This window comes from uncultured Tenacibaculum sp. (assembly GCF_947495995.1).
Lineage (GTDB): Bacteria > Bacteroidota > Bacteroidia > Flavobacteriales > Flavobacteriaceae > Polaribacter.
Map to the genome: position 1 here is coordinate 89609 of NZ_CANMAX010000003.1, position 23700 is coordinate 113308.

The window sequence follows — 23700 nt, forward strand, 5'->3', positions numbered from 1 at the left end:
CACTCAAGGTTTGTGTCTATCTTCGCGATAATATTGTTATATGTTTAGTTCCCTAGTTCAAGTTGATTCTTAACTAGGTGATAATAACTTCCTTTTAATTTAATAAGTTCTTCATGATTTCCTTGCTCTACAACTTTACCTTGATCTAGAACAACAATTTGATGAGCATTTTTTACTGTACTTAAACGGTGTGCGATTACAACCGCAGTTTTATCAGCAAAAAAGTTATTTAAATTCTCCATGATTACTTTTTCATTATTTGCATCTAAAGCAGATGTTGCTTCATCAAAAAATAAGAATTTCGGGTCTTTATATACAGATCTAGCAATTAACATACGTTGCTTTTGTCCTGTACTTAAACCATTTCCTTCGCTACCAATTTTAGTGTTGTATCCTAAAGGTAATGCTTCGATGTAATCAGAAATATTGGCAACATTAATAGCATGACTTAATTTTTCTTTATCTACATAATCTTCTCCAACGGCAATGTTTTTAGCAATACTGTCATTAAAAATATAACCTTCTTGCATTACCACACCACAATTCCTTCTCCATTCTTTTTGTGAAATATTTTTTAAGTTGAAATTACCTACCATAATTTCTCCTTTTTCTATTTGATAGAAACCAAGTAAAAGTTTCATTAAAGTAGTTTTACCACTACCACTTACTCCAACAATTGCTGTGGTTTTATTTGCTGGAATTTCTAACGATAAGTCTTTGATAACAGGTTCTAATCCTCCGGTATATCTAAACGAAACATTTTTTAGTTGTATAGCTTTGTTTACCGGGATATTTACAACTTTTTCGTCGCCAGGTTTTTCTTCATCCTCCATGTTGTGAATTTCACCTAAACGATCTAAAGATATTTGAGCATCTTGAACGTCTCTCATGAAATTGATCAGTTGCATAATCGGACCATTTAATTGTCCAACAATGTAACTAATGGCCATCATCATACCTAAAGTGATATCTCCATCAATAACAAGCTTAGCAGATAAAATAGTAATGAACATGTTTTTAAGCTCATTGATAAAATTAGAACCTACACTTTGTGTTTGTTCTAAAGCTAAGCTCTTTGTAGCAACTTTAAATAATCGTGCTTGAACATATTCCCAGTTCCATCGCATGCGACGCTCAGCATTATGCAATTTAATTTCTTGCATTCCATTAATAAGCTCAATAACCTTACTTTGTTCTTGACTTACCTCTGAGAATCTTTTATAATCGAGTTCTTTTCTTTTCTTGAAGAAGAATAGTACCCAAGTAAAGTAAAGTACACTTCCTAATACGAAAACACCAAAGATCTGTAAGCTGTAAAAACCTAAAACGAAACTGAATATAATTAAGTTTATAAATGAGAATAGAACAGTTAAAGACGATGTCGTTAAAATTCTCTCGATTCTTTTATGATCGTTAATTCTTTGTAATAAATCTCCTGTCATTCTTACATCGAAGTAAGAAATAGGAAGTTTCATTAATTTAATAAAGAAATCAGAGATTAATGAGATGTTTATTCTCGTACTTAAGTGAAGTAAAATCCAGCTTCTAATAATTTCAAGAGATGCTTTTCCGAAGAAAAGAAACAATTGAGCAAATAGAATAAGATATACGAAATTTAAATCCTGATTCTTAATACCAACATCAACTACACTTTGCGTTAAAAAAGGTAATATCAGTTGCAGTAAACTTCCAGCTAATAATCCAATAATTAACTGTGCAATGAATTTTTTGTATTTGATTAGATATCTAAAGATGAAAGAAAACCCAAACTTTTCATCTTCTTCAAATTCTTGAGAGTAAAATGCAGCAGTAGGTTCTACTAGTAAAGCAATACCTTCTTCTGTGTTTTCATCAGCATTGTTTCCAATCCAATGCTTTATAAATTCTTCTTTGGTTAGTGTAATTAAACCGTGAGCTGGATCTGAAATATAAACACTGTTCTTTTTGATTTTATAAAGAACTACGTAGTGGTTTTTGTTCCAGTGTACAATACAAGGTAACGGAGCTTCTTTTAATTTTTCAAAAGCTAATTTGATACCAAGAGATTTGAATCCCATAGATTCAACAGCATCACTTAAACCAAGTAAACTACTTCCTTCTCGTGTTGTTTCACTTAATTCTCTTAGCTGTTGCGTGTTTATAGTTTTACCATAATGTTTAGCTATAATTTTTATACAAGTAGGTCCGCAATCCTTTGCTTCAGTTTGTTTATAATGTGGAAATTTTCTCAAGTAATTTATTTAAAATACTGGAGAACATAAAGCTCTCCAGTTTGGTTGATTAATACAATATCTAATTTTAAAAAATGAAATATTCTAAGCCATTGGACCGTCTATTGGTCCGTCTCCTCCGCCGTTTGATGGACGACAAACAGGATGATTATATACGAAATAAGGAAGTTCTAGATAGCAACTTTGTGATTGTCCTCCGTCTAAACTTGCTCTACCAGATCCAATCATTAAGGTACATGAATATTTACACCATGTTCCAGATCCAGTTCTTCTGTGAAAAAAAAGTCCCCCTTTAACTTCTTTTAATTGTTTTTTGTTTAAAGCTTTTCCTAAGTTTAAAATGTGTTTCTTCATAATTAAAAAATAAAAGGTTATTGGTTTAGATACAACATGTATCAAATTCATCTACACAGAAGTGAGTTGGTAATGTACATCCAATTCCACCACCGTTTCCGCCGCCATTTCCTCCTCCATTATCAGAGTTGTCTTCGTAACATAAGTGGTTATCACAATAACTTCCTTGAGGGCATTCTCCATTAGCATCACAAAATGCTATGAATCTTCTGCCTCCATTAATTTCTTTTAATTTTTGCTTGTCTAAAGCCTTTCCTAAGTTTAAAATTAATTTTTTCATAATAATTAAAATTTTAAAACTACATTTGTGGCGAACATTTTAAGACACTCACCGAGTGTGTCTATTCTTCGCGAGAGAATATTGTTCAAAAAAGCAAAGTCGTGAAAACGACTTTGCTTATATTTTATAGTTCTGTATGTTGTGGGATGTTACTACAACTTTCTTCTAAATCTTCAATAAAGAAAATTAAGTCAGGTCTGTTGTACTCTTTCGGATAAGATTTACCGTTAATAAGAATTTCTGGAGTAAAGTTTATTCCATTAGCAACGCACCAATCTTTCTCAGATTTTAAAACTTCAATTGGATTCGTAGTGTGGTCGTTTTTGTTCCATTTTTCTAGCCATTTTTCGTGATTTTTTCCGCTGTATATTTCGTCTAAAGCAATTTTACAATCTTCAATTTGCCCTCTGTTGTATAAGTCTATTAAAGTAGTTGTTACTTTAACTCCAGGGTTTTCAAGATCATCTATACCAACATTAAATCGAATAACGATTTTAACAAGGTCGTTGTATTTTTTTAATATTTCATCTACGATTTCATGCACTCCTTTACAGTGTCCGCAAAAAGGATTTGTTACCGTAATGATTTCAAGAGCAGCATCTTTGTTTCCAAAAATAATTTCATTCGGAGAATCTATTGCAGTATTTAAACTTGGTGATTTTACAAGTAAGCTGTTAAATAAGTTGAAATTTCGTTTAAACTTTACAAAATCTATTTTCTCTTTTTGTAATTCACTCAATTCTTTAGCTCTAGGTTTAGTAAAACTCCATGCTAAATATGTAGCAACAAAAGAAAGTACTGTTACGGCGATTGTTGTAACATCTATACTATTGAATAAAGTAACAGGATTGTTACCAATAAAAGCTAACGAAGCTTGTAGCCATAAAACTCCAACAATTGTTAAACATAATAAACACCAAGATTTAACAACTTTGTATTGGTAGTAAATTGAGTATACCGTGATTGGTAATGAAGCTAAGCTGATTAAATATAATGTGCTTAGGTTTCCTGATAGGAGAGAAGTTAACAAGACACTTGAAAAATAAATGATACTTAAATCACTTAATTTATGTCCTTTAATTATTTCAGCTCCTTTCGAGTTTAATACTGCATCACAATCTTTTTTCTCATCAGTACCAGAACAAAAAGCATTTCCAATAGCTGTACTTTCACCTAATTCTTGTTTTAAAATACTGTAACTAGTTATAACTCCTAGAATAGAAAGGATCGTATAAGCAAAAGAAGTAATACTGGTTTCTCTATTAATAAGTAAAAATATTACAATGGCAGAAGCAATAGCTGCGAGAGCAATACTCTTGACTTTGCTTTCTTCTTTAGTTGTTGTAATATCATCAGTTTTTTCAACAGCAACAATAATACCTGTAAACTGAGTTAAAAATTCACCTTCAGATAATTTCTTTTCTTTATTATCTTCTCCGCTAACTAATGTGTAAATAGCGTTTTTAGGATTTCTTTTAACGGTAACAAGATCGTTTCCTTTGTCTGTTGAAACTTGAGCAATAAAACTATCTGGTAGTTGTTGTAGCGTTTGACTGTCAGTTGGAACTTCAGCAGCAATATTTTCAATATTGAAATGATCTAAAACTCCTGTAATTGCGTGTAAACTTGGATAAGAAGGATGACTTTGAATTTGAAAGGCTAATTCTTTCTTATCATAAACAATTCCGTTATAAGATAGTAACTTTTGTACTATCAGAGATAATGCATTTTTCATAGGGAGGCAACGGTATTTCAACTTAGAAATACCAATTTAATTTATTGGTTGATGCCAATAAAGTTACAATTTTTTTTAAATAACCAATTTCTTGTTGTTAAATTTAACATTTTTTTCTTTTTAATAAGATTGTGTTTTTTATCTTGAAAAGGTAATTTAAAAGTTAAAAAATTATTGATTTTCAAAAAAGTAGAAGGGATTCGTTGAAAATTATTTTACTTATTAAATTAGCAAACGTTAAGAATATTAAATGAAGGGAGAAATTTTAAAAAAGCATATAGAGGAACTTCACAACTCTAATGTTATAGATAAAAACGATCTTAACTCGTTTTTAGAAAAGTATAAAGTATTAGGTGATATAGGTATTAATTCAAACTCGTTATTCTATATTTTGAATTTAAATACAATGAAGTATGAATATGTTAATAATGCTTGTTACAGTTTTACAGGTTATAATACTTCTGATTTCTATGATTTAGGAATGGCTATTTTACCTAAAATAATGCTCGAAAAAGATTTTGAATTACTATCAAATGATTTATTTCCTAAAATGAATGAGTTTTCAAAAAACTTAAACGTTACTCAGCAAGGAAAAATTGTATTTGAAATTTATTATAAGGTAAAGCATAAATCTACAGGAAAGATTGTTCAGCTAGTAGAGTTTAGTTCGTACACGAAGTTTGATGTTAATAATGTGCCCATTTTATCTACAGGTTTATGCTATGAATCTAGTCAGGAATTAAATGGAGTAAAAGGAATTGTACGTTTAAATGAAAACGAAAAGCAAACCACTTTGTTTGAAGAAAAACTAAGTTACAAAAATGTGAAGTTAACCAAAACTGAAAACATAATTTCTCAATTACTAATTAGTGGTTTGTCAAGAAAAGAAATTGCATTAAAACAAAATACTTCTCTACATACAGTAAATACACATATAAAGAATATGTATAAAAAACTGAATGTAAATAAGGTCTCTGAACTTATAAAAATTATAGGAGAGCGATAGTTTTCTGATTGCTAACAGTATAAAAACAAAAATTAATAATTTTAAAGCATTACTTTTTTTATGTCAAATTTATCTTAGATGTTGGGCGTAAGGCAAATATAAAGGTAATGACCGAATAGTCATTAATATTTTTACTCTAAAAAATGACCTTGCTGTCATGGATAATAAAGAAGAAAAGGCTATCCTAACTTCGTTAGCCAAGAGAGTAAAAGAATTAAGAAATCAAAAAGGAGTAACTCAGGAACAAGCCTATAACGATACAGGAATTCATTTTGGGAGAATAGAGCAAGGAAAAAGAGACGCATCTTTTATAACATTGAATAAAATTTGTTCTTATTTTGAAGTCAGCTTACATGAATTTTTTAAAAAAGGTTTTTGATGTATTAAACAAAGACCCTCTATTATGCATAGGTATTTTTACCAGTTTTGAGTTGTTTTTTTAACAAACTAATTTAACTAGTAGAGTATTATAGGAAAAATGAAAATCTTGTACCGTAGCAATAATATGGTTATATTTCGAGGTTTATAAAGTTATATAGGAGATTGAGTAAGAAACTGAAATATATTGAACTTTTTTCTGGATGTGGAGGAATGAGTTTGGGATTAGAAAATGCAGGTTTTGATTTAGTATTTGCAAATGAATTATCCCCAATGGCAGGAGAAACGTATGCTTATAATTTGTTAAGTAATAGTTTGTCAGATAATGAATCTGACAAGGTTTTATGGTTAGGGAGTAATTATAATAGAAATAATATTGAGTCTAGACTCAGAGAAAATCCATTTGAAGCTGAAAAAGGAGGATTTTCTGATATGGAGTTATTTAATATTGAAGACAAAAAACTCTTAATAGGGAATGTGGACTTATTATTGGAAAAAATTACTAACAATGAGAAAATTCAAAAATCTTTAGTAGAATTAGATGTTGATTTAATTTCAGGAGGACCACCATGTCAAAGTTTTAGCTTAGCAGGTAAGAGAATTAAGAATGATTCGAAAAATTTATTGCCTTTATCTTTTGCTAGATTAACAGGTCTAATAAGACCAAAGGCAGTTCTTTTAGAAAATGTTAAGGGTATAACATCACCATTTAAAGAAGAAGGAAATAAATACTATGCTTGGTTAGAAGTTTCTAAAGCTTTTTCTTTAGAGGGTTATGTGCCAGTGTGCATGATGTTAAACTCTAAATATTTTGGAGTGCCTCAAAATAGACCTAGGTTTATTCTTCAAGCTTTTAGAGAAGATATTTTTGATAGGATATTTAAAACCGAGGTGAATAAAACTATTTTAAAAAAATCAAGAACATTTTACAATTTAGTAAATAGTAATAGAGAAGAATTAGAGAATGTTACTATCAAAGATTTTAAATATTATGATATAGAAAATGAGCCAGAGTGTTTTGATGGAACTTTATTGCCTAAAATAAGTCACTTTGAAAAGAGTTTTATAGGTGTAAATGAGGCTATAGGGGATATTAGAAGAACTGATATTGACTACATATTAGAAGATATGAAAGGTAGTTATATTGAGTCTCTTAATGAAAGTTTTAAGAATAAAAATGAAAATAATGTTCTAAAAAATCATGAACCTAGAACCCATAGTTTTACAATCAAATCAAGGTTTAGGTTTTATCAAGTTATATCAGAATTTAGAAATGGTTTAAAGAAGAGTGCAACTGAGTTGTTTACAGGAAAGAAAGTTTCTGATGAAGATAAAGAAAAGCTGATTAAAGAGTTTTCGAATTATAACTTATTATTCAGAGATTCAAGAAAAGAAGAGTATTATAAAAAGCCAAAGACAATTAAAGAGGTAGAAAAATTAATAGATTCTATACCAACAAAAAAACATTCACAAAGAGCTCTCAAAGAATTTGAACCTGCTCCAGCTCAGTTAACAATTCCAGATGATATATGTCATTATCATATTGAGCAGCCTAGAACTCTAACGGTTCGAGAAATGGCAAGAATTCAATCATTTCCCGATTGGTTTGAGTTCAAGTCAAAGGTGACAACTGGAGGTAAGATGAGGAAATTTGAAGTGCCTCAATATACACAAGTCGGTAATGCTGTTCCTCCTTTGTTAGCACTATCTTTAGGTAAAAATATTAGAGCTATATTAAGAAAAATAGAAAAAAATGGCTAAGTATAAAAGAGTAAAAGGAGGAGAAAAAAATAATCTTTCAGGAAAAACATTTACGAGAGATGAATTAGAGAGGGTATATGAATTGTATGTAGAGTTAGAAGGAAAAGGGATACATGAGAACAACCCTAAAATACATGCTTTATCTTCTGAATTAGGGAGGACTATTAGGTCGGTAGAAAATCAACTTTTAGGTTTTAGAGCGGTTGATACCAAAAAGACGGGAAGAGCTAATTATAATAAATTGATTCCTAAAATATGGAATGAGAAAAAAAATGAGTTAGAAAACTTAGAAAAAGAAAAAGAAAAAAAATTAGAAGAGAAGAGAAAAGCTAGAGGAGATTTTGAAGATTTTAAATTTAGAATTAGCTCCAAATTAAAAAATATAATAGGAAAAGACTTAATTACTGATGAATTTATTGCAGTTTTTGAATTGGTTAAGAACTCCTTTGATGCCCATTCCAAAAAAGTAGAAATAGTTTTTCTAGAAGATAAAATTATAATAAAAGACTCTGGAAAAGGTATGAATAAGCATGACCTAATTAATAAATGGTTGTTTGTAGCTTATTCTGCAAAAAATGAAGGAAAAGAAGATGAAGAATTATTAAAGAGTAATAATTCTAGTTACAGAGATAAATTACTTTTAAGGAATAATTATGCAGGAGCTAAAGGTGTTGGTAGGTTTTCCACAGATAGATTAGGAGCTAAACTGAAGTTAATAACGAAAAAAGTTACTAAAAGCTCAAAATTATGGCAACTAGAGTTCAGTTGGGATGATTTCGAGTTCGATGCTGAAGAAGAGTTTCAAAATATTGATATAAAATATAATAACCCTAGTTCTATTGAATATAAAAACTTTGAAAATGGTTTAATTTTAGAAATATCAGAATTAAGGTCAGTTTGGGATAGAAAAAGAATACTACAGTTAAAGAAGTCGTTAGAAAAATTAATTAATCCATTTGCTTCTTTTAGTGGTAGGAGTTCAGATTTTGATATTGAGATAATTTGTGAAAGAGAAAGAGAGAGAGATAAAGAAGTAAGGGAAAAAGATGGGTTTAGTAATAGAGATGTTGTTAATGGGAAGGTTGAGAATTTTGTTTTTGAGACACTTAACTTAAAAACTACGAGTATAAAATCTTACATTAGTGATGATGAAGATTATATTATTACCGAGTTAAATGATAGAGGTAATTTAATATATGAAATTAAAGAAGAGAATCCCTATTTACATATCCCTTCAGGTTCTAGAATAAATTTATTTTACCTCAATACATCTGCTAAAATTAACTTTAAACATTTAATGGGGGTGTCTTCTAGAGGATTTGGTTCTGTTTTTCTTTTTAATAATGGTTTTAGGATTTTCCCTGTTGGTGAACCAGGAGATGATACTTTTGGAATAGATTCAAGAAAATCTCAGGGTTATGCTAGATATATTGGAACAAGAGATTTAATTGGAGATATTGAAATTTGGGGAAAAACAGAGGGGTTTAGGGAAACTTCAAGTAGAGACGGGGGGCTTATCGAAACTAGTGGGACTAAAGAGTTGGAAACTTTTTTAAGGTTGACTCTAATAAAGTTAGAGAATTTTGTTACTCCGATTTTGTGGAAAATTAAAAAAAGAACTAAAAAAGATGACCAAAAGTTAGATTTTGATTCTTATGAACAAATTGTTGATTTAGTAGGTGATTTAGTAGAAAAAGATAATGTTAGAGTTTTAAAGTATCACGATAATTTTTTATCATTAATTGATGATAAAATAGATGCAGTTTCTCCTCAATCATTTTTGAAGTTAAAATTAATAGCTTCAGAAACAAAGGATGAAAAGTTATTAAAAGATGTTGTAAAAAGTGAGCAAGACTATTATAAAATATTAGAAGAGAAAGAAGAAGAAGAAAGGAAGAGGAAAGAGGAAGAGGAAAGAAGAAAAAAAGCCGAGAAAAAAAGAAGAGAGGAAGAAGAGAGAAGAAAAGAAGCAGAGAGAAAAGCAAAAGAAGAAGAAGAGAAAAGAAAAGTAGCAGAAAGAAAGGCAGAAGAAGAAGAGTATAAAGCTTTGAAAGCTCAAGAGGAAGCAAGAAGGGAAAGAGCAAGAAGAGTTGAGGAAGAGCAAAGAAGGAGGCAGAAGGAAAGTCAAGTACGGTTTTTAGAGTCTGTTAATTCATTAGATATTGAAGATGTTTTAAATTTACATCATCAGATAGGAATTGATTCTAATACTATTGATACTTTATTGGCAAACATTAAAAGAAAAATTGATAGAGGAGAAGAAATAACGAATGATAAGGTTCGTGATTTTATAGAACGTGTCTCTTTGGCTAATAAAAAGATATTAGCAGTTAGTAAGTTTACTACTAAGAATAATTTCATGGCTGCTGCTAGGGTTACAGAAGATGATTTAATAAGTTTTTTGAAAAATTATATACTCAATATTTATAAATATCATTTAGGTCAAGAAATAAATATTAAAATTATAGAGCATGAGGATATTGGCTATGTAACTAGATTTAAGCCCATTGAGTTGACTATAATAGTTGATAATTTAATTAATAACTCAAAGAAAATGAATGCTAAAAATTTAATTTTTGAGTTTGAAAGTGTTGATGATAAAAATACTTTAATAATGAATTATTATGATGATGGAAAGGGGTTTGATGCTAAAATTGATGATTTAAATCAAATTTTTGATAGAGGATATACAACCACTAGAGGTTCTGGATTAGGGCTTTACCATGTGAAAAAAATAATAGGTGAAATGAAAGGAGAAGTAAAAGCCGAAAGATTAGATAAAGGAATAAAACTAACTTTTAAATTTAAAAAATAAATGAGATTGAATTACAAAATTCTATGGATAGAAAATGAAACAGAATGGTTAGAATCAGCGATTGAGTTCCCTAAGGAAGTAGTTGAAGATGCTGGTTTTGAGTTTGTATATGAAAGAATATCAAGAGAGCAGGAAATTGATGAATTATTAAGTCAGCCTGAACCTTTAAAAGATTTTGATTTAATATTGGTTGATTTCAATTTGGATAGTGGAGATAGGGGAAATGTTATTATAAATAAAATAAGGGATCATGATATTTATACGGATGTGATTTTTTATTCTCAAGATATAGAAGGGATAAGGAACGTGCTTAAGGCTGAATGGATTGATGGAGTTTATCATACTAGTAGAAATAGGGGCGATTTTGAAGATAAATTTGAAAAAGTTTTTTTATCAACAATAAAAAAAATACAACATATAAGTGCTATTAGAGGGCTGGTTTTATCTAGTACTAGTGAGTTAGATAATGTTATAGATGATATTACGGAAGCTTTTTGTGATAAAAATAAAGATGAAGGAAAGGACTTAATTAAATATCTGGTTAAAAAGATTAAGGATTCAGCAAAAGGAAATAATAACAAGGCTGGAGGGCTTAATTATGATACTTTATCAATTGTAGAGTTAAATAAGTTAAGAATTTATGATGCTGATAAAAGAAAGCTTGCTATAGGAAAGATTTTAGAATTCTTAGGTGATGAAAAATTGGGTACAAAAGAAAAGTTTAATACAAGTTATAAGGAAGAAGTACTTGATGTAAGAAATGAATTAGCTCATTCAAAAGAAATAGAAGTTGAAGGAAAACCTGTTTTAAGAACTAATAACGGAGGTAAAAACTTTGATGAAGCTTCATGTGTCGAAATTAGAAAAAACCTTAAGAAACACCTTAAAAACCTAAATGAGGTTAAAGTGTATTTGAATAATTGATTTAATGTGTGTGATGACTAACCCCCTTCATGTTTTACGGGGGTGGTATTTGTTTTTTTGGGTAGCCCCCCGTCTTAAATATTTAAGTTTAGAATTATATAATATTAATTTTTAAAGATAAGAGTTTTTATTAGTTAAAATGAGGAAATCTTTTATTGTTGTAACAAATGTTGTTACGTTATAAAACACGAAATCCATAACTACTTAATTAAAAGTGTGTTATGGATTTTTTGTGTGGTCCCACATGGGCTCGAACCATGGACCCCCTGATTATGAGTCAGGTGCTCTAACCAACTGAGCTATAGGACCAGTAAAATGGATTGCAAAAATAAAAACTTTTTTGAAATTAAAAAGCCTTTTTCTACACTTTTCTTACCATTAAATTTTTTCCGAAATTAATTAAACTTTCTCTTGCTGATTCTGAGATGTTTAGTCGTTTTAAATTTTCGAAAGATTTATTCGTGTAATCTTTAATTAAGTCTTGAATAAGGTTTGGAATATCGTTTTGTTCAAAGATTCGAGTCACTTCAGTTATCTTTGTTCCGTTATCTTCAAGTTTTTGATTGAAGAAAAATTTAAGTTTTTCCTGATCATTCTCATTGGCAACTTCTAAACACTTTAAATAAAGGAAAGTCTTTTTGTTTTCTATAATATCACCTCCGATTTGTTTTCCAAAAGTTTCTGGGTTTCCAAAAGTATCTAAGAAATCATCTTGTAATTGAAATGCAATACCAAGATTTACTCCAAAAGCATAAAGTTCATCAGCTTGATCATCTGAAGCTTCTGCAACTATAGCTCCCATTTTTAAAGCAGCACCAACTAAAACAGAAGTTTTTAAAGTAATCATTTTAATATACTCATCGATAGTAACATCATTACGAGTTTCAAAATCAACATCAAGTTGTTGTCCATCACAAACTTCAATAGCAGTTTTACTAAATAACTTGGCAAGTTTTTGGAAAATTACTGGTTCATAATTCTCAAAATATTGATACGCTAAGATCAACATAGCATCACCAGAAAGAATTCCAGTATTAATATCCCACTTTTGGTGTACAGTTTCCTTTCCTCTTCGTAACGGAGCTTCATCCATAATATCATCATGTACTAAAGTAAAGTTATGGAAAGTTTCCACAGCCATAGCAGCTGGCAAAGCTTGCTCAAAAGAACCTGAAATAATATCAGAAGCAATTAAAGTAAGAATAGGTCTTAATCGCTTTCCGCCCAATTGTAAAATATAGTCTACTGGAGCATAAAGATTTTTAGGTTCTCTGTTAAAATCTTGATTATTAAGATAGTTTAAAAATGATTGTTGGTATTTAGATAATTCCAAAAGTAAAGTTTTTGTTACAAAAATAAGTCAATTATGAGAACTGAGTAAGGCTAATGTTAAAAAATGATTAAAACTTAGGAAACTTTTTTTGTTTCTTAAGTTTCCTTGTGTAACTTTGCACCGTATTATGGAAGATAAAATTATAAACAAAGCAGGAGAAATGTTTTTAACCTTAGGGTTTAAAAGCGTTACTATGGATGATATTTCTAGTGAGTTAGGAGTATCTAAAAAGACCTTATATAAATATTTTTCTAATAAAGCCTCTTTAGTAAGTGCATCTTGTGCAACGATTCATAAGTCTATTGAAGGAACAATAGATTTAATTAAAAGTCAAAATCATAATGCAATAGAAGAAGAATTTGCTATCAAGGCAATTTTTAAAGAAATGTTTAAGAATGCTAAAGCATCTCCTATGTTTCAGCTTAGGAAGTTCTACCCAGAAACTTATGCAAAGTTAATGGAAAGAGAAGTATGCATGTTTAAAGATTACAATAGTGATAATTTAAAAAAGGGAATTGAACAAGGTTTATACAGAGCAGATATAGAACAGCCTTTAATTACAGATTTCTATTTCACTTTGATATTCGGTTTTTTTGAAAGCGACATGTACGGACAAAATATTCAAGAATTAGTGAAAATAGAATATAAGATATTAGAATATCATATAAGAGCCATTGCGACAGAAAAAGGATTGGTAGAATTAGAAAAACAACTAAAAATAATTAATCAAAATTAGAACTAATGAAGAAATACATAACAAGTGTATTTGTTTTATTTTTTGTGAGCATTGTAGTGAATGCTCAAGAAAAAGTATTGCACTTATCAATGCAAGATGCTATTGATTATGCAATCAAAAATAACTACGATAATAAAGTTGCAGCTAAAAATATAGATGCAGCTAAGGAAAGAAAGTGGGAAACAACGACTATAGGTTTACCACAAATTAACGCCAAAGTAGATTATCAATATTGGCTTAAGCAACAAGTATCATTGTTGCCTGCAGCAGCTTTTGATAATAGACAATCTGTTATTCAAACTGTAGAAGATTTCTTCGGTTTAACGGCAAACGGTTCACCAGTTCCACCAGAAGGCTTTATTCCTTTAGTATTCGGAACCAAGCAAAATGTAAATGCGGCAGTAACCTTAAGTCAGTTAATTTTCGATGGTTCTTACTTAGTAGGATTACAATCTGCAAAAACGTATTTAAAAATCTCAGAACAAGCTAAAGAGAAAACAGAATTATCTACTAGAGAAGCTGTTGTAAATGCTTACGGAAATGTTCTTGTAGCAGAAAAAACGTTAGAAATTCTTGAGCGAAACAAACAAGTTTTATCTAAAAACTTAAATGAAACACAAAAGATTTTTGATAATGGTTTAACTGAAGAAGAAAACGTTGAGCAATTACAAATTACTTTAGGAAACTTAGAAAGCAATATCAATAACACAAAAAGGTTAAAAAAGATTGCTTATCAAATGTTAAACATTGCTTTAGGAATCAATATTGAAAAGCAAGTTGCACTATCTGATAACTTAGAAAACTTGGTAGTTAAGAATACTGATTTAGAATTGTTATCAAAGACTTTCAGTTTAGAAAATCATATCGATTACAGAATAGCTGAAAATAACAAAAGAGCTAACGAACTTTTAGTAAAGTTAGAAAAAAGTAAAGCTTTACCATCGTTAAGTGCATTTGTAAACTACGGAGCTAACGCAAATTCAGATACGTTTTCATTTTTCGATAGGGAGCAACAATGGTTTGATTATTCTTTATTAGGAGTTTCATTAAATATTCCGATTTTCAGTAGCTTCGGAAGAAGATCAAGAACTGCACAAGCAAAAATCGAATTAGAAAATACTGAGATTAGATTACAAGAGATTGAACAAAAATTAGACTTACAAGCACAAACAGCTAGAAGTCAATATCAATTAAGTATTGAGAATTTCGATACAGCAAAGAAAAATTTAAGATTGGCAGAGCGAATTGAGAAGAAACAACAAGTAAAGTTTTTCGAAGGATTATCATCAAGTTTTGATTTATCTCAAGCGCAAAATCAATTATATAGTCAGCAAACAAATTACGTGCAATCAATGTTAAACGTAATTGCTAAAAAAGCACAATTAGAAACAGCATTAAATATACCTATAAAATAACCAACTCAATGAGAAAGATATTCATACTAACAATAGCTACAGTTCTTTTAGCTTCATGCGGAAAAAAAGGACAATCAGTAGACGCTGTAATTGCATCAGGTGATTTGAAGCAAATTAGAGTCAAGAAAGACGAATTAAGCACAAAGAGTCAAGAGTTATTAAGTCAACTTAAACAACTTGACGGAGCAATCGCAAAATTAGATACGAATAAAAAGATCCCTTTAATAACAACGATAAATGCAAATTCTTCTGAGTTTATCCATTACTTAGAGTTACAAGGAAATGTACAAACAAAGAAAAACGTATTAGTATATCCTGAAGTACCAGGACAATTAGTAAGTGTTTTTGTAAAAGAAGGACAAAAAGTTGCTAAAGGACAATCTTTAGCTAGAATAGATGATGGTGGAATGACTAATCAATTAGCGCAATTAGAGGCTAATGCTGCTTTAGCAGAAACAACTTACCAACGTCAAAAGCGTTTATGGGAACAAAAAATAGGATCTGAGATTCAGTTTTTACAAGCTAAAACAAATTACGAAGCGCAAAAAAATGCAGTAACAAACTTACGTAAAACTATAGCAAAGTATACAATTAAAGCTCCTTTCACAGGAATTATTGATGACGTAATTAAAGAGCAAGGAACAGTTGTAGCTCCAGGACCAGGTGCTGAAATTTTCAGAATTGTAAACTTAGGGGACATGTATATCGAAACAGATGTTCCAGAAAGTTATATCAGTTCAGTTCAAAAAGGAAAAGATGTTGAAGTTGATTTCCCAATCTTAGGAAAGAAAATCGATTCTAAAGTTCGTCAGGCAGGAAACTTTATCAATCCTGCAAACAGAACATTTAAGGTAGAAATAGGAGTTCCTAATAAAGATAGAAGTATCAAGCCAAACCTAACAGCTAAACTTAAGATTAACGATTACACGAATCCAAATGCAATCTTAATTCCACAAAGTATTATTTCAGAAAACGCAAAAGGACAACAATATGTTTATGTAGTAAATACAAAAGACGGAAAGTCGATTGCGAAACAAGTAATTATTAAAACTGGTAAAACTCAAGGAGATGTAATTGAGGTGCTTGAAGGAATTAAAAGTGGTATGAAGATTATCAACGACGGTGCAAGAAGTGTAAAAGATAGTCAGGAAGTAAAAGTATTACAACTAGCCAAAAAATAAAAAAACATTCTGATGACAGAACAACAAAAAAAAGTAGATAAAGAGTTTGGTTTATCTTCTTGGTCAATAAACAATAAAACTACTATTTATGTATTAATGGTAATTATATTGTTCTCTGGAATCTCAGCATTTATTAACATGCCGAGAGAGAATTTCCCAGAAATCAAGGAAACCAAAATTTACGTAAGCTCTGTTTTCCCAGGAAACACAGCTGAAGATATAGAAAAGCTTATTACAGATCCTTTAGAAGAAAAGTTAAAAACAGTAAGTAATGTTACTAAGATTAATTCTACTTCTCAAGAGAATGTATCGATGATCACGATCGAATTTAACGAGAGTGTCACCGTTGATGAAGCAAAGCAGAAAGTTAAAGATGAAATTGATGAAGAAGTTTCAGGTGAAGATTGGCCAACCTTTAACGGAGCAAAAGTTGAACCTAATGTTTTCGAATTAAACATAGCTGAAGAAACACCTATTTTAAATATTAATATTTCTGGTGATTATACTGTAGAACAACTTAAAGAGTATGCAGAATACCTTCAAGATGAAATTGAAGATTTAAAAGAGATTAAGAAAGCAGACATTCGTGGAGCTGAAGAAAAGGAAGTTGAAGTTGCTGTAGATATCTATAAAATGATGGCTGCTCAAGTTAGTTTTAACGATGTGCTTCAAGCTATTGGAAATGGAAATGCTACAATTTCTGCGGGTAATATTATTTCAAGCGGACAAAGAAGAACGATTAGAGTTTTAGGAGAAATTACGCAACCAGATGAGTTAGATAATTTCGTAGTTAAAACTGAAAGAGGAAATGCAATCTATTTAAAAGATATTGCAAAGGTTACTTTTAAAGACAAAGACAAAACTACTTACGCTCGTGAAAATGGTGAGTCTGTAGTAATGCTTGATGTAAAAAAACGTTCTGGAGAGAACATGGTTGAGGCTACAGATAAAATTAGAGATATTGTAAAAGAGGCTCAAGAATCTGAAGCATTACCAAAGAATTTACAAGTAACATTAGCGAACGATCAATCATCTAAAACCGTTGGTCAAGTAGATGATTTAGTAAATAATATCATTTTCGGAGTTATTCTGGTAGTAACAGTTTTAATGTTCTTCTTAGGATTAAAAAATGCGCTATTCGTAGGTTTTGCAATTCCAATGTCGATGTTTATGTCGTTAATGATTCTAAACATGATGGGTTACACAATGAATACCATGATCCTATTCGGATTAATTATGGGACTGGGAATGCTGGTAGATAACGGTATTGTTGTTGTAGAAAACGTGTATCGTTTGATGGATGAAGAAGGAATGTCTCGTTTAGAAGCAGCAAAGAAAGGTATTGGAGAAATTGCTTTCCCAATTATTATTTCAACAGCAACAACTGTAGCAGCATTTATTCCTTTAGGAATGTGGCCAGGAGTAATGGGACAATTCATGATCTATTTCCCAATTACATTATCTGTAGTATTAGGATCTTCATTATTCGTAGCAATTTTCTTCAACTCAGTATTAGTATCTCAATTCATGAGTACAGAAGATAAAAATATGCCATTAAAAAAGATTATTCGTTTAACAATAATCTTAGGAGTTTTAGGATTGCTTTTCGTGATTTTTGGAGGAGCGATTAGGCCATTAGGAACATTGTTAATTTTTGCTGCAGCAAACTTTTGGATTTACAGATTTATTATGCGTCCAGCTGCAAACGGATTCCAAGCAAGAGCATTACCAAGATGGGAACGTTTTTACGAAAGAATGATTAGTGGTGTATTAAAGGGTTGGAAACCTCAAGTAATTACAATAATTACTTTTGTAATGTTGATTGTTGCTTTCATGGGATTCGGAAATTCTGTTCAAAGTAAAAGAACTAAAGTAGAATTCTTCCCAGATAATACTCCAAATCAGATTATTGTATATGTAGAATATCCTCAAGGAACGGATATTGAGAAAACAAACGCAATAATGAAAGATATTGAACAGCGTGTTACTAAGGTGATCAATTCTTCAGATTATTTAGATGGAGAGTATAATTTCTTAGTAGAAAGTTCAGTTACTCAAGTAGGAGCAGGTTCAGGAAATCCACAAACAGATGGAGGTTCAACAGCAGAAATGCCACACAGAGGAAAAGTTGTAGCATCGATGCGTGAATATAAGTACAGAAAAGGTGCTGATAGTAAAGTGTTGAAAAAAGCAATTACAGATGATTTAAAAGGAATTTATCCTGGATTATCAATTTCTGTTGAGAAAGATCCTGTTGGCCCACCTGCTGGTTATCCAATTAATATTGAATTAGAAGGAAAAGATTACGTACAGTTAATTAATGTAGCTGAAAAAATGCGTGATTTTATCAATACGAAATCTATTCCAGGAATCGCAGAGCTTAAGATCGATGTAAATAAATCTAAGCCAACAATGTTAGTTGATGTTGATAGAAAGAAAGCAGGAGAGTTAGGTGTTAGTGCTGCACAAGTAGGAACACAATTACGAAATTCTATATTTGGAGCGAAAGCTGGAGTATATAAAGAAGATGGTGAAGATTATGATATTTATGTAAGATTTAATGAAGAGAATAGATATAATACAAGTGCTATTTTCAATCAAAATATTACATTCAGAGATCCTTCAAATGGTCAAGTAAAATCTATTCCAGTTTCTGCTTTAGCAACACAAAAGAATACTTCTGGTTTTAGTGCAATTAAGCACAAACAAGGAAAAAGAGTAGTTACGGTTTACTCTGCTTTAGCGCCAGGTTTTACAGATGCAGGAGCAATTGTAGCTAAAATTCAGAATGAAATGAAAACCTTTACAGATTTGCCTGCTACAATTAAAGTAGATTATACAGGTCAGATTGAAGAGCAAAATAAGCAAATGGCTTTCTTAATGGGGGCATTCTTCTCTGGTTTAGGTTTAATTTTCTTAATCTTAATTTATCAGTTTAACTCAGTGTCTAAGCCTGCAATTATCATGTTGGCAATATTCTTAAGTTTAATTGGAGTATTTGGAGGTATTGTAATTTCTGGTTCTTCTTTCGTAATTATGATGACAATGATGGGAATTATTTCTCTCGCCGGAATTGTAGTAAACAATGGTGTGGTACTACTCGATTATACCCAGTTATTAATTGATAGGAGAAAAGTCGCTTTAGGTTTAGATGAAGATGAGTTTGTGAGTATAGAAGACTTAAAAGAGAGTATTATAAAAGGAGGTAAAGCAAGATTACGTCCAGTATTATTAACGGCTATAACAACAATTTTAGGTTTAATTCCGTTAGCTACTGGATTGAATATTAACTTTTACACTTTAGTATCAGAATTAAATCCGCATATCTATGTCGGAGGAGATAACGTAATTTTCTGGGGACCATTAGCTTGGACAGTTATTTATGGTTTAATTGTAGCTACTTTCTTAACGTTAATTGTAGTGCCAATTTTATTTTATCTGATCACGAAATTTAAAATGTGGATCAAAAACAGAAATAGTGTAACAGAAGAATCTTTTGATGAAATTGCTGAGATCGGAAATTAAAAGATAATTATGTTTGTATTAAAAAGAGTTAGTAGTTGTTTCTTACTAACTCTTTTTGTTTTTTTGAGGTATGATTAAAAAGAGTGTGTTAACGGTAGATGAGGTAAAGAGAAAACTTGAACGTTATTGCGTTTATCAAGATCGTTGCCATAAAGAAGTTGAAGAAAAATTAAGAGGTTATCATTTAATTCCAGAAGCTAGAGCATTTATCTTATTGCATCTTTTAGAACATAATTTCTTAAATGAAGAACGCTTTGCTAAAAGTTTTGCTCGAGGTAAGTTTAGGATTAAAAATTGGGGTAAAGTTCGAATTACTAGAGAACTAAAATATAGAGATATTTCTGCTTATAACATCAAACATGCACTTTTAGAAATTGATGAAGAAGAATACATTGCTAAACTCAATAATTTAGCTGAAAAAAAGTGTGATTCAGTAAATGAAACAGATGTATTTAAAAAGCGAAAAAAAGTATTCGATTATCTAAATTACAGAGGCTACGAAATTAGTTTGATTAATGAAGTTTTGAATATTACTATAAATAAAAAAGAGTCTAATTAGGCTCTTTTTTATTTATAGTAATTAATGTTTCTTTATTTTAAAATTAGTTTTTGTGTTGATGTTTTCCCTTCTGAAGACATGTTTAAAATATAAATACCTTTAGCATAATTCCCTAAGTCTATAGAGATGTTTAAATTTTTATCATTTTTTCTAGTGAAAACTTCTTTACCAGATAGATCAAAAACTTTTATATCAAGGTCTTCGTTGGTGTTTCTGGAGATATTAAATATGTTTTCTGAAGGATTAGGGTATAATGTGATCCCTGTAAGAGCTGTAGTTTCATCGTTTATAGATAATACTCCTCCTATTACTAGATTATCAATTATTACACCTTCTTCATTAGTGTTTTGATCGCTAAAAAACTTAAATCTAAAAATAATATTAGTTTCGCTAGCAAGTGCAGAAAGATCGTGACTATACTCTTTAATAGTTGCATTAGTTAAACCATCAACAGGATTAGTGCTTTCGCCTACACCAGTCCACTGTTTGCCAGGTAAACCATTGTCTGTTGTATTACTATTATACCAATTAGGATCTGTTGAGTTTCCTAAAATAGACCACGATTGTCCGCGATCATTAGAATATTCAACAACCAAATAATCGTAATCAGCTTCAATATCAAATCCCATATCAAATTTTAAAACTGGATTTGTAATTTGGGAAAGATTATAGCAAGAAGTATATAAATACCCAATAGATCGATCAGCATAATTACCAGCTCCAGTACTATATGCTTTGTTTCCGTCAGGTATATTTAAAAGAGTTTTGTTGGATGTTATTATAGACCAAATATCAGCATTTGTAGTTTCAGTAAGTAGTTCGTTATTTGTGTTTTCAAAAGTGTTGATAGTTGTAGGCGTGTCATTGCTGACATTGATAGTAAAGGAAGATGAAAGGCTATTGTTATCAAACGTGTCATTAGTAATATTAACTTCTACATTTAGTTCATGTTCACCTTTGTTAGAAGTTATTTGAGGTAGTTCAATAGAAGTACTTTCATTTGAAGCTAAACTTCCGTTCCAGTTAAAAGTATTATTGGTTCCTCCGTCTAAATTGTAATTAATTATAACATTATTAATTGTTTGATTTCCTTGATTCAAAATAGTGATTTCAGGAGTTACTTGGTCGCCACAGGAAATTAAATTATCTAAATTATTGATTGAAATTAATCTTACATCATTGTCAGGTAATTGCCTAGGTATATCAGTTGAAAAAATTCCTCTACCATAAGTAGCAGCATATAGTTTGGAATCTTCTTCGTTTATATCTAAATCTGTTATTTGCGTATTAGGTAAATTGTTGTCAAAACTTTGCCATTCCATCAAGTTATCATTAATGAAATATACACCTAAATTTGTTCCTAAATATACAGTGTTATTTCCACTTCTTTCATGGTGTTTTATGATTAATTTGTTTTCTGATGGTAGATTGTTTGTAATATCAGTAAATGTAATGAAGAATCCTGATAGAGCAGTGGTTTTATATACTTTGTTATTAGTAGTTACCCATCCTGTACTAGAATCACCATTGCTTATCTCAATTGAAGTGATTGTTTCTCTTGAGAATGTAAATATATTTGAAAAGGATTGACCTTTGTCTTGGCTTCTAAATAATGAATTTCCAGTAGTTACATATATTATGTTACTATTATTTGGATCAATTTCCATATGTGTAATATCAGATCCAAAAGAATTTGATATCTTTTGCCAATTATTATTGACAAGTTGATACAAATGACTATATCCAGCAAATAATTCTCCTTCCTTATTCATAGCCATAGGAGTGATCCATTCTCCTCCATCATCGTTAGGGCCTGTTTCATCTGAAGGGGCATCTATAGAAGTTCTACCCCCAAAAGTAGTACTGTTCCCTTGATTTTCAGTAATACTTAAGCTGCCTCCAAATTGAGTGAAGCCATAAAATTTATTAGGATTATTTACATCAACAATTCCTTCCATACCATCACCTCCATGATAATTCTTCCAATCATTACCATTAAAACCAAATCCTCCATTGTCTTGTAGTCCACCAGCTATTACATTCAATTTTTTCTGTGATACAGAAAGTCTATAAAATTGACTAATCGCAAGATTTTTAGTTAAGTCCGTGAACAAATCGCCATTATTTGTAGATAAATATATTCCGCCATCAGTACCAGCAAAGAATTTACCATTAAAGTACCTTAGGAAATGTATGTCGGCATGAGTGTAAGAGGGTTCATTAGGATTAAACCAATTATTAATTTTCGTAAAAGAATCTCCTCCATCTAGTGATCTCCATAAATCTAATACTCCTACAAAGATCATATTTTCATTAGTATCTGAAACTGTTAATGCTAAATCAAACCATGCTTGTGTACTTCCAAATATATCTGATGTTTCAGTTGTTTTAGAGAAAGTGCTTCCACTGTTAGTAGATTTATAAACACCGTTGAAAGCGTAATTAGATGCTCTGGTAGCTGCACTAACAAAATAAACATAATTAGGGTTAGCGGGAGTAACATCCATAGTTATTCTCCCTGAGTTTGTTAATTCAGGTATAGAGATAGCTGTAAAGGATTCACCACCATCAGTAGACTTATAAAATGTATCATCACTAGTTGCATACCATGTCATTGAGTCACCAGGTTTCATTTTTAAATCATCTATATTAGCTGGCAATGTATTAACCCATGTTGCTCCTCCATCGGTGGTTTTTTGAACTCCTCTGTTTGTAGCTAACAGTAAAGTTTGGGTGTTATTAGGGTTAAAATAAATTTCATTCATTTTAGTCGGATTAGCTTGTAGGCTTCCTGTAGTATTCCATGTTACTCCACCATCTTCAGATTTCCAAACCCCAGCTGTAAATGAATCGTTAGCATCATCATCACCAGTTGCTATGTAGATTATATTTGAGTTATCTGGGTTAATAGCTATACCAGAAACACCTATATGAGGTAAAAAATCAGTTAAAGGTGTCCAGTTTAATCCTGCGTCTGTTGATTTCCAAATACCTCCAGCAGGAGCTCCAATGTAAAAAGTGTTAGAGTTGTTAGGGTCTACGATTATAGCGTTAATTCGTCCTTGTCCAGATTGTTTAAAACTATTCGAACTATATGTGTTAGAGTTCGAATAAGGGCCTAATGGCTTCCATTCACTGGTGTTGTTGTTAGATCGAGATCTTAGTTCTTTCTTCTCTAACCATGAGTTCTTCAAATCATTGAAAGTCTTGAATGAACCATCAGGTTTGAGATAATGCGACCAATGATTTTCCCATCTTTTAAAAGGTTTAAAACCACTACCTTTTTTGTTTCTATCTACTGTTTTGAAGTATTCTTCAGCTCTTTTAGAAACTTTTTCAAGAGTTTCTTTTTCTCCTCTTTTTTGAATATTATTTTTATTCCAGGGTGCGTTATGTTGAATTTGTCCAAATCCCAAAAATGTAACGCAAAAAAATGCGATAACGTAAATCTGCTTCATAAGGAAATT

The 23700-nt window shown here is 30.7% G+C and carries 16 protein-coding genes and 1 tRNA gene; 10 read left to right on the plus strand and 7 right to left on the minus strand.

The window, feature by feature from the left end:
• Positions 1-44 precede the first annotated feature (44 nt).
• From Q1A15_RS09585 to Q1A15_RS09600, 4 genes are all read right to left on the minus strand, one after another.
• Positions 45-2231, minus strand: a complete 2187-nt coding sequence (locus tag Q1A15_RS09585; RefSeq protein ID WP_299622489.1) for a peptidase domain-containing ABC transporter — start codon at positions 2229-2231, stop codon at positions 45-47.
• 84 nt (positions 2232-2315) lie between these two features.
• On the minus strand, positions 2316-2585 hold the full coding sequence (locus tag Q1A15_RS09590; protein ID WP_299622492.1) for a hypothetical protein: 270 nt from the start codon (positions 2583-2585) through the stop codon (positions 2316-2318).
• Positions 2586-2610: 25 nt separating this feature from the next.
• The gene (locus Q1A15_RS09595; protein WP_299622495.1) at positions 2611-2865 is read right to left on the minus strand and encodes a hypothetical protein; all 255 of its coding nucleotides are present in this window, start codon (positions 2863-2865) and stop codon (positions 2611-2613) included.
• Positions 2866-2989: 124 nt separating this feature from the next.
• Positions 2990-4600: a vitamin K epoxide reductase family protein gene (locus Q1A15_RS09600; RefSeq protein WP_299622498.1), complete on the minus strand. Its 1611-nt coding sequence runs from the start codon at positions 4598-4600 to the stop codon at positions 2990-2992.
• A 250-nt stretch (positions 4601-4850) separates the two neighbouring features.
• On the opposite strand from Q1A15_RS09600, the gene Q1A15_RS09605 reads away from it, so the two are divergent.
• From Q1A15_RS09605 to Q1A15_RS09625, 5 genes are all read left to right on the plus strand, one after another.
• Positions 4851-5606, plus strand: coding sequence for a helix-turn-helix transcriptional regulator (locus tag Q1A15_RS09605; protein ID WP_299622501.1), 756 nt, complete (start codon positions 4851-4853; stop codon positions 5604-5606).
• Between the two features lie 157 nt (positions 5607-5763).
• A complete protein-coding gene (locus Q1A15_RS09610; RefSeq protein WP_299622504.1) occupies positions 5764-5985 on the plus strand; it encodes a helix-turn-helix transcriptional regulator in 222 nt (73 codons plus the stop codon).
• Between the two features lie 164 nt (positions 5986-6149).
• Positions 6150-7745: a DNA cytosine methyltransferase gene (locus Q1A15_RS09615; protein WP_299622507.1), complete on the plus strand. Its 1596-nt coding sequence runs from the start codon at positions 6150-6152 to the stop codon at positions 7743-7745.
• Complete coding sequence (locus Q1A15_RS09620) at positions 7738-10560, plus strand: ATP-binding protein (RefSeq protein WP_299622510.1); 2823 nt, start codon at positions 7738-7740, stop codon at positions 10558-10560. Before Q1A15_RS09615 ends, Q1A15_RS09620 begins: the two co-directional genes overlap by 8 nt.
• Positions 10561-11484 carry a hypothetical protein gene (locus tag Q1A15_RS09625; protein WP_299622513.1) on the plus strand — a complete coding sequence of 308 codons (924 nt, stop codon included), beginning with the start codon at positions 10561-10563 and terminating at the stop codon, positions 11482-11484.
• Between the two features lie 235 nt (positions 11485-11719).
• On the opposite strand, the gene Q1A15_RS09630 is transcribed toward Q1A15_RS09625, so the two are convergent.
• Together Q1A15_RS09630 and Q1A15_RS09635 are read right to left on the minus strand one after the other, a co-directional pair.
• Positions 11720-11793, minus strand: a tRNA-Ile gene (locus Q1A15_RS09630).
• A gap of 52 nt (positions 11794-11845) precedes the next feature.
• Complete coding sequence (locus tag Q1A15_RS09635) at positions 11846-12817, minus strand: polyprenyl synthetase family protein (protein ID WP_299622516.1); 972 nt, start codon at positions 12815-12817, stop codon at positions 11846-11848.
• A gap of 127 nt (positions 12818-12944) precedes the next feature.
• Between Q1A15_RS09635 and Q1A15_RS09640 the strand changes: the two genes are divergently transcribed.
• The 5 genes from Q1A15_RS09640 (at position 12945) to Q1A15_RS09660 (ending at position 20233) form a co-directional block, all read left to right on the plus strand.
• Positions 12945-13553 (plus strand): TetR/AcrR family transcriptional regulator, encoded by a 609-nt coding sequence (locus tag Q1A15_RS09640; RefSeq protein ID WP_299622519.1) that lies wholly within the window; start codon positions 12945-12947, stop codon positions 13551-13553.
• Between the two features lie 5 nt (positions 13554-13558).
• The gene (locus Q1A15_RS09645) at positions 13559-14968 is read left to right on the plus strand and encodes a TolC family protein (RefSeq protein WP_299622522.1); all 1410 of its coding nucleotides are present in this window, start codon (positions 13559-13561) and stop codon (positions 14966-14968) included.
• A gap of 8 nt (positions 14969-14976) precedes the next feature.
• A complete protein-coding gene (locus Q1A15_RS09650; RefSeq protein WP_299622525.1) occupies positions 14977-16149 on the plus strand; it encodes an efflux RND transporter periplasmic adaptor subunit in 1173 nt (390 codons plus the stop codon).
• 12 nt (positions 16150-16161) lie between these two features.
• Positions 16162-19674, plus strand: coding sequence for an efflux RND transporter permease subunit (locus tag Q1A15_RS09655; RefSeq protein WP_299622528.1), 3513 nt, complete (start codon positions 16162-16164; stop codon positions 19672-19674).
• Positions 19675-19744: 70 nt separating this feature from the next.
• The gene (locus Q1A15_RS09660) at positions 19745-20233 is read left to right on the plus strand and encodes a regulatory protein RecX (RefSeq protein WP_299622531.1); all 489 of its coding nucleotides are present in this window, start codon (positions 19745-19747) and stop codon (positions 20231-20233) included.
• 32 nt (positions 20234-20265) lie between these two features.
• Here the strand turns inward: Q1A15_RS09660 and Q1A15_RS09665 are convergent, their stop codons facing one another.
• A complete protein-coding gene (locus Q1A15_RS09665) occupies positions 20266-23691 on the minus strand; it encodes a T9SS type A sorting domain-containing protein (protein WP_299622534.1) in 3426 nt (1141 codons plus the stop codon).
• Positions 23692-23700 lie beyond the last annotated feature (9 nt).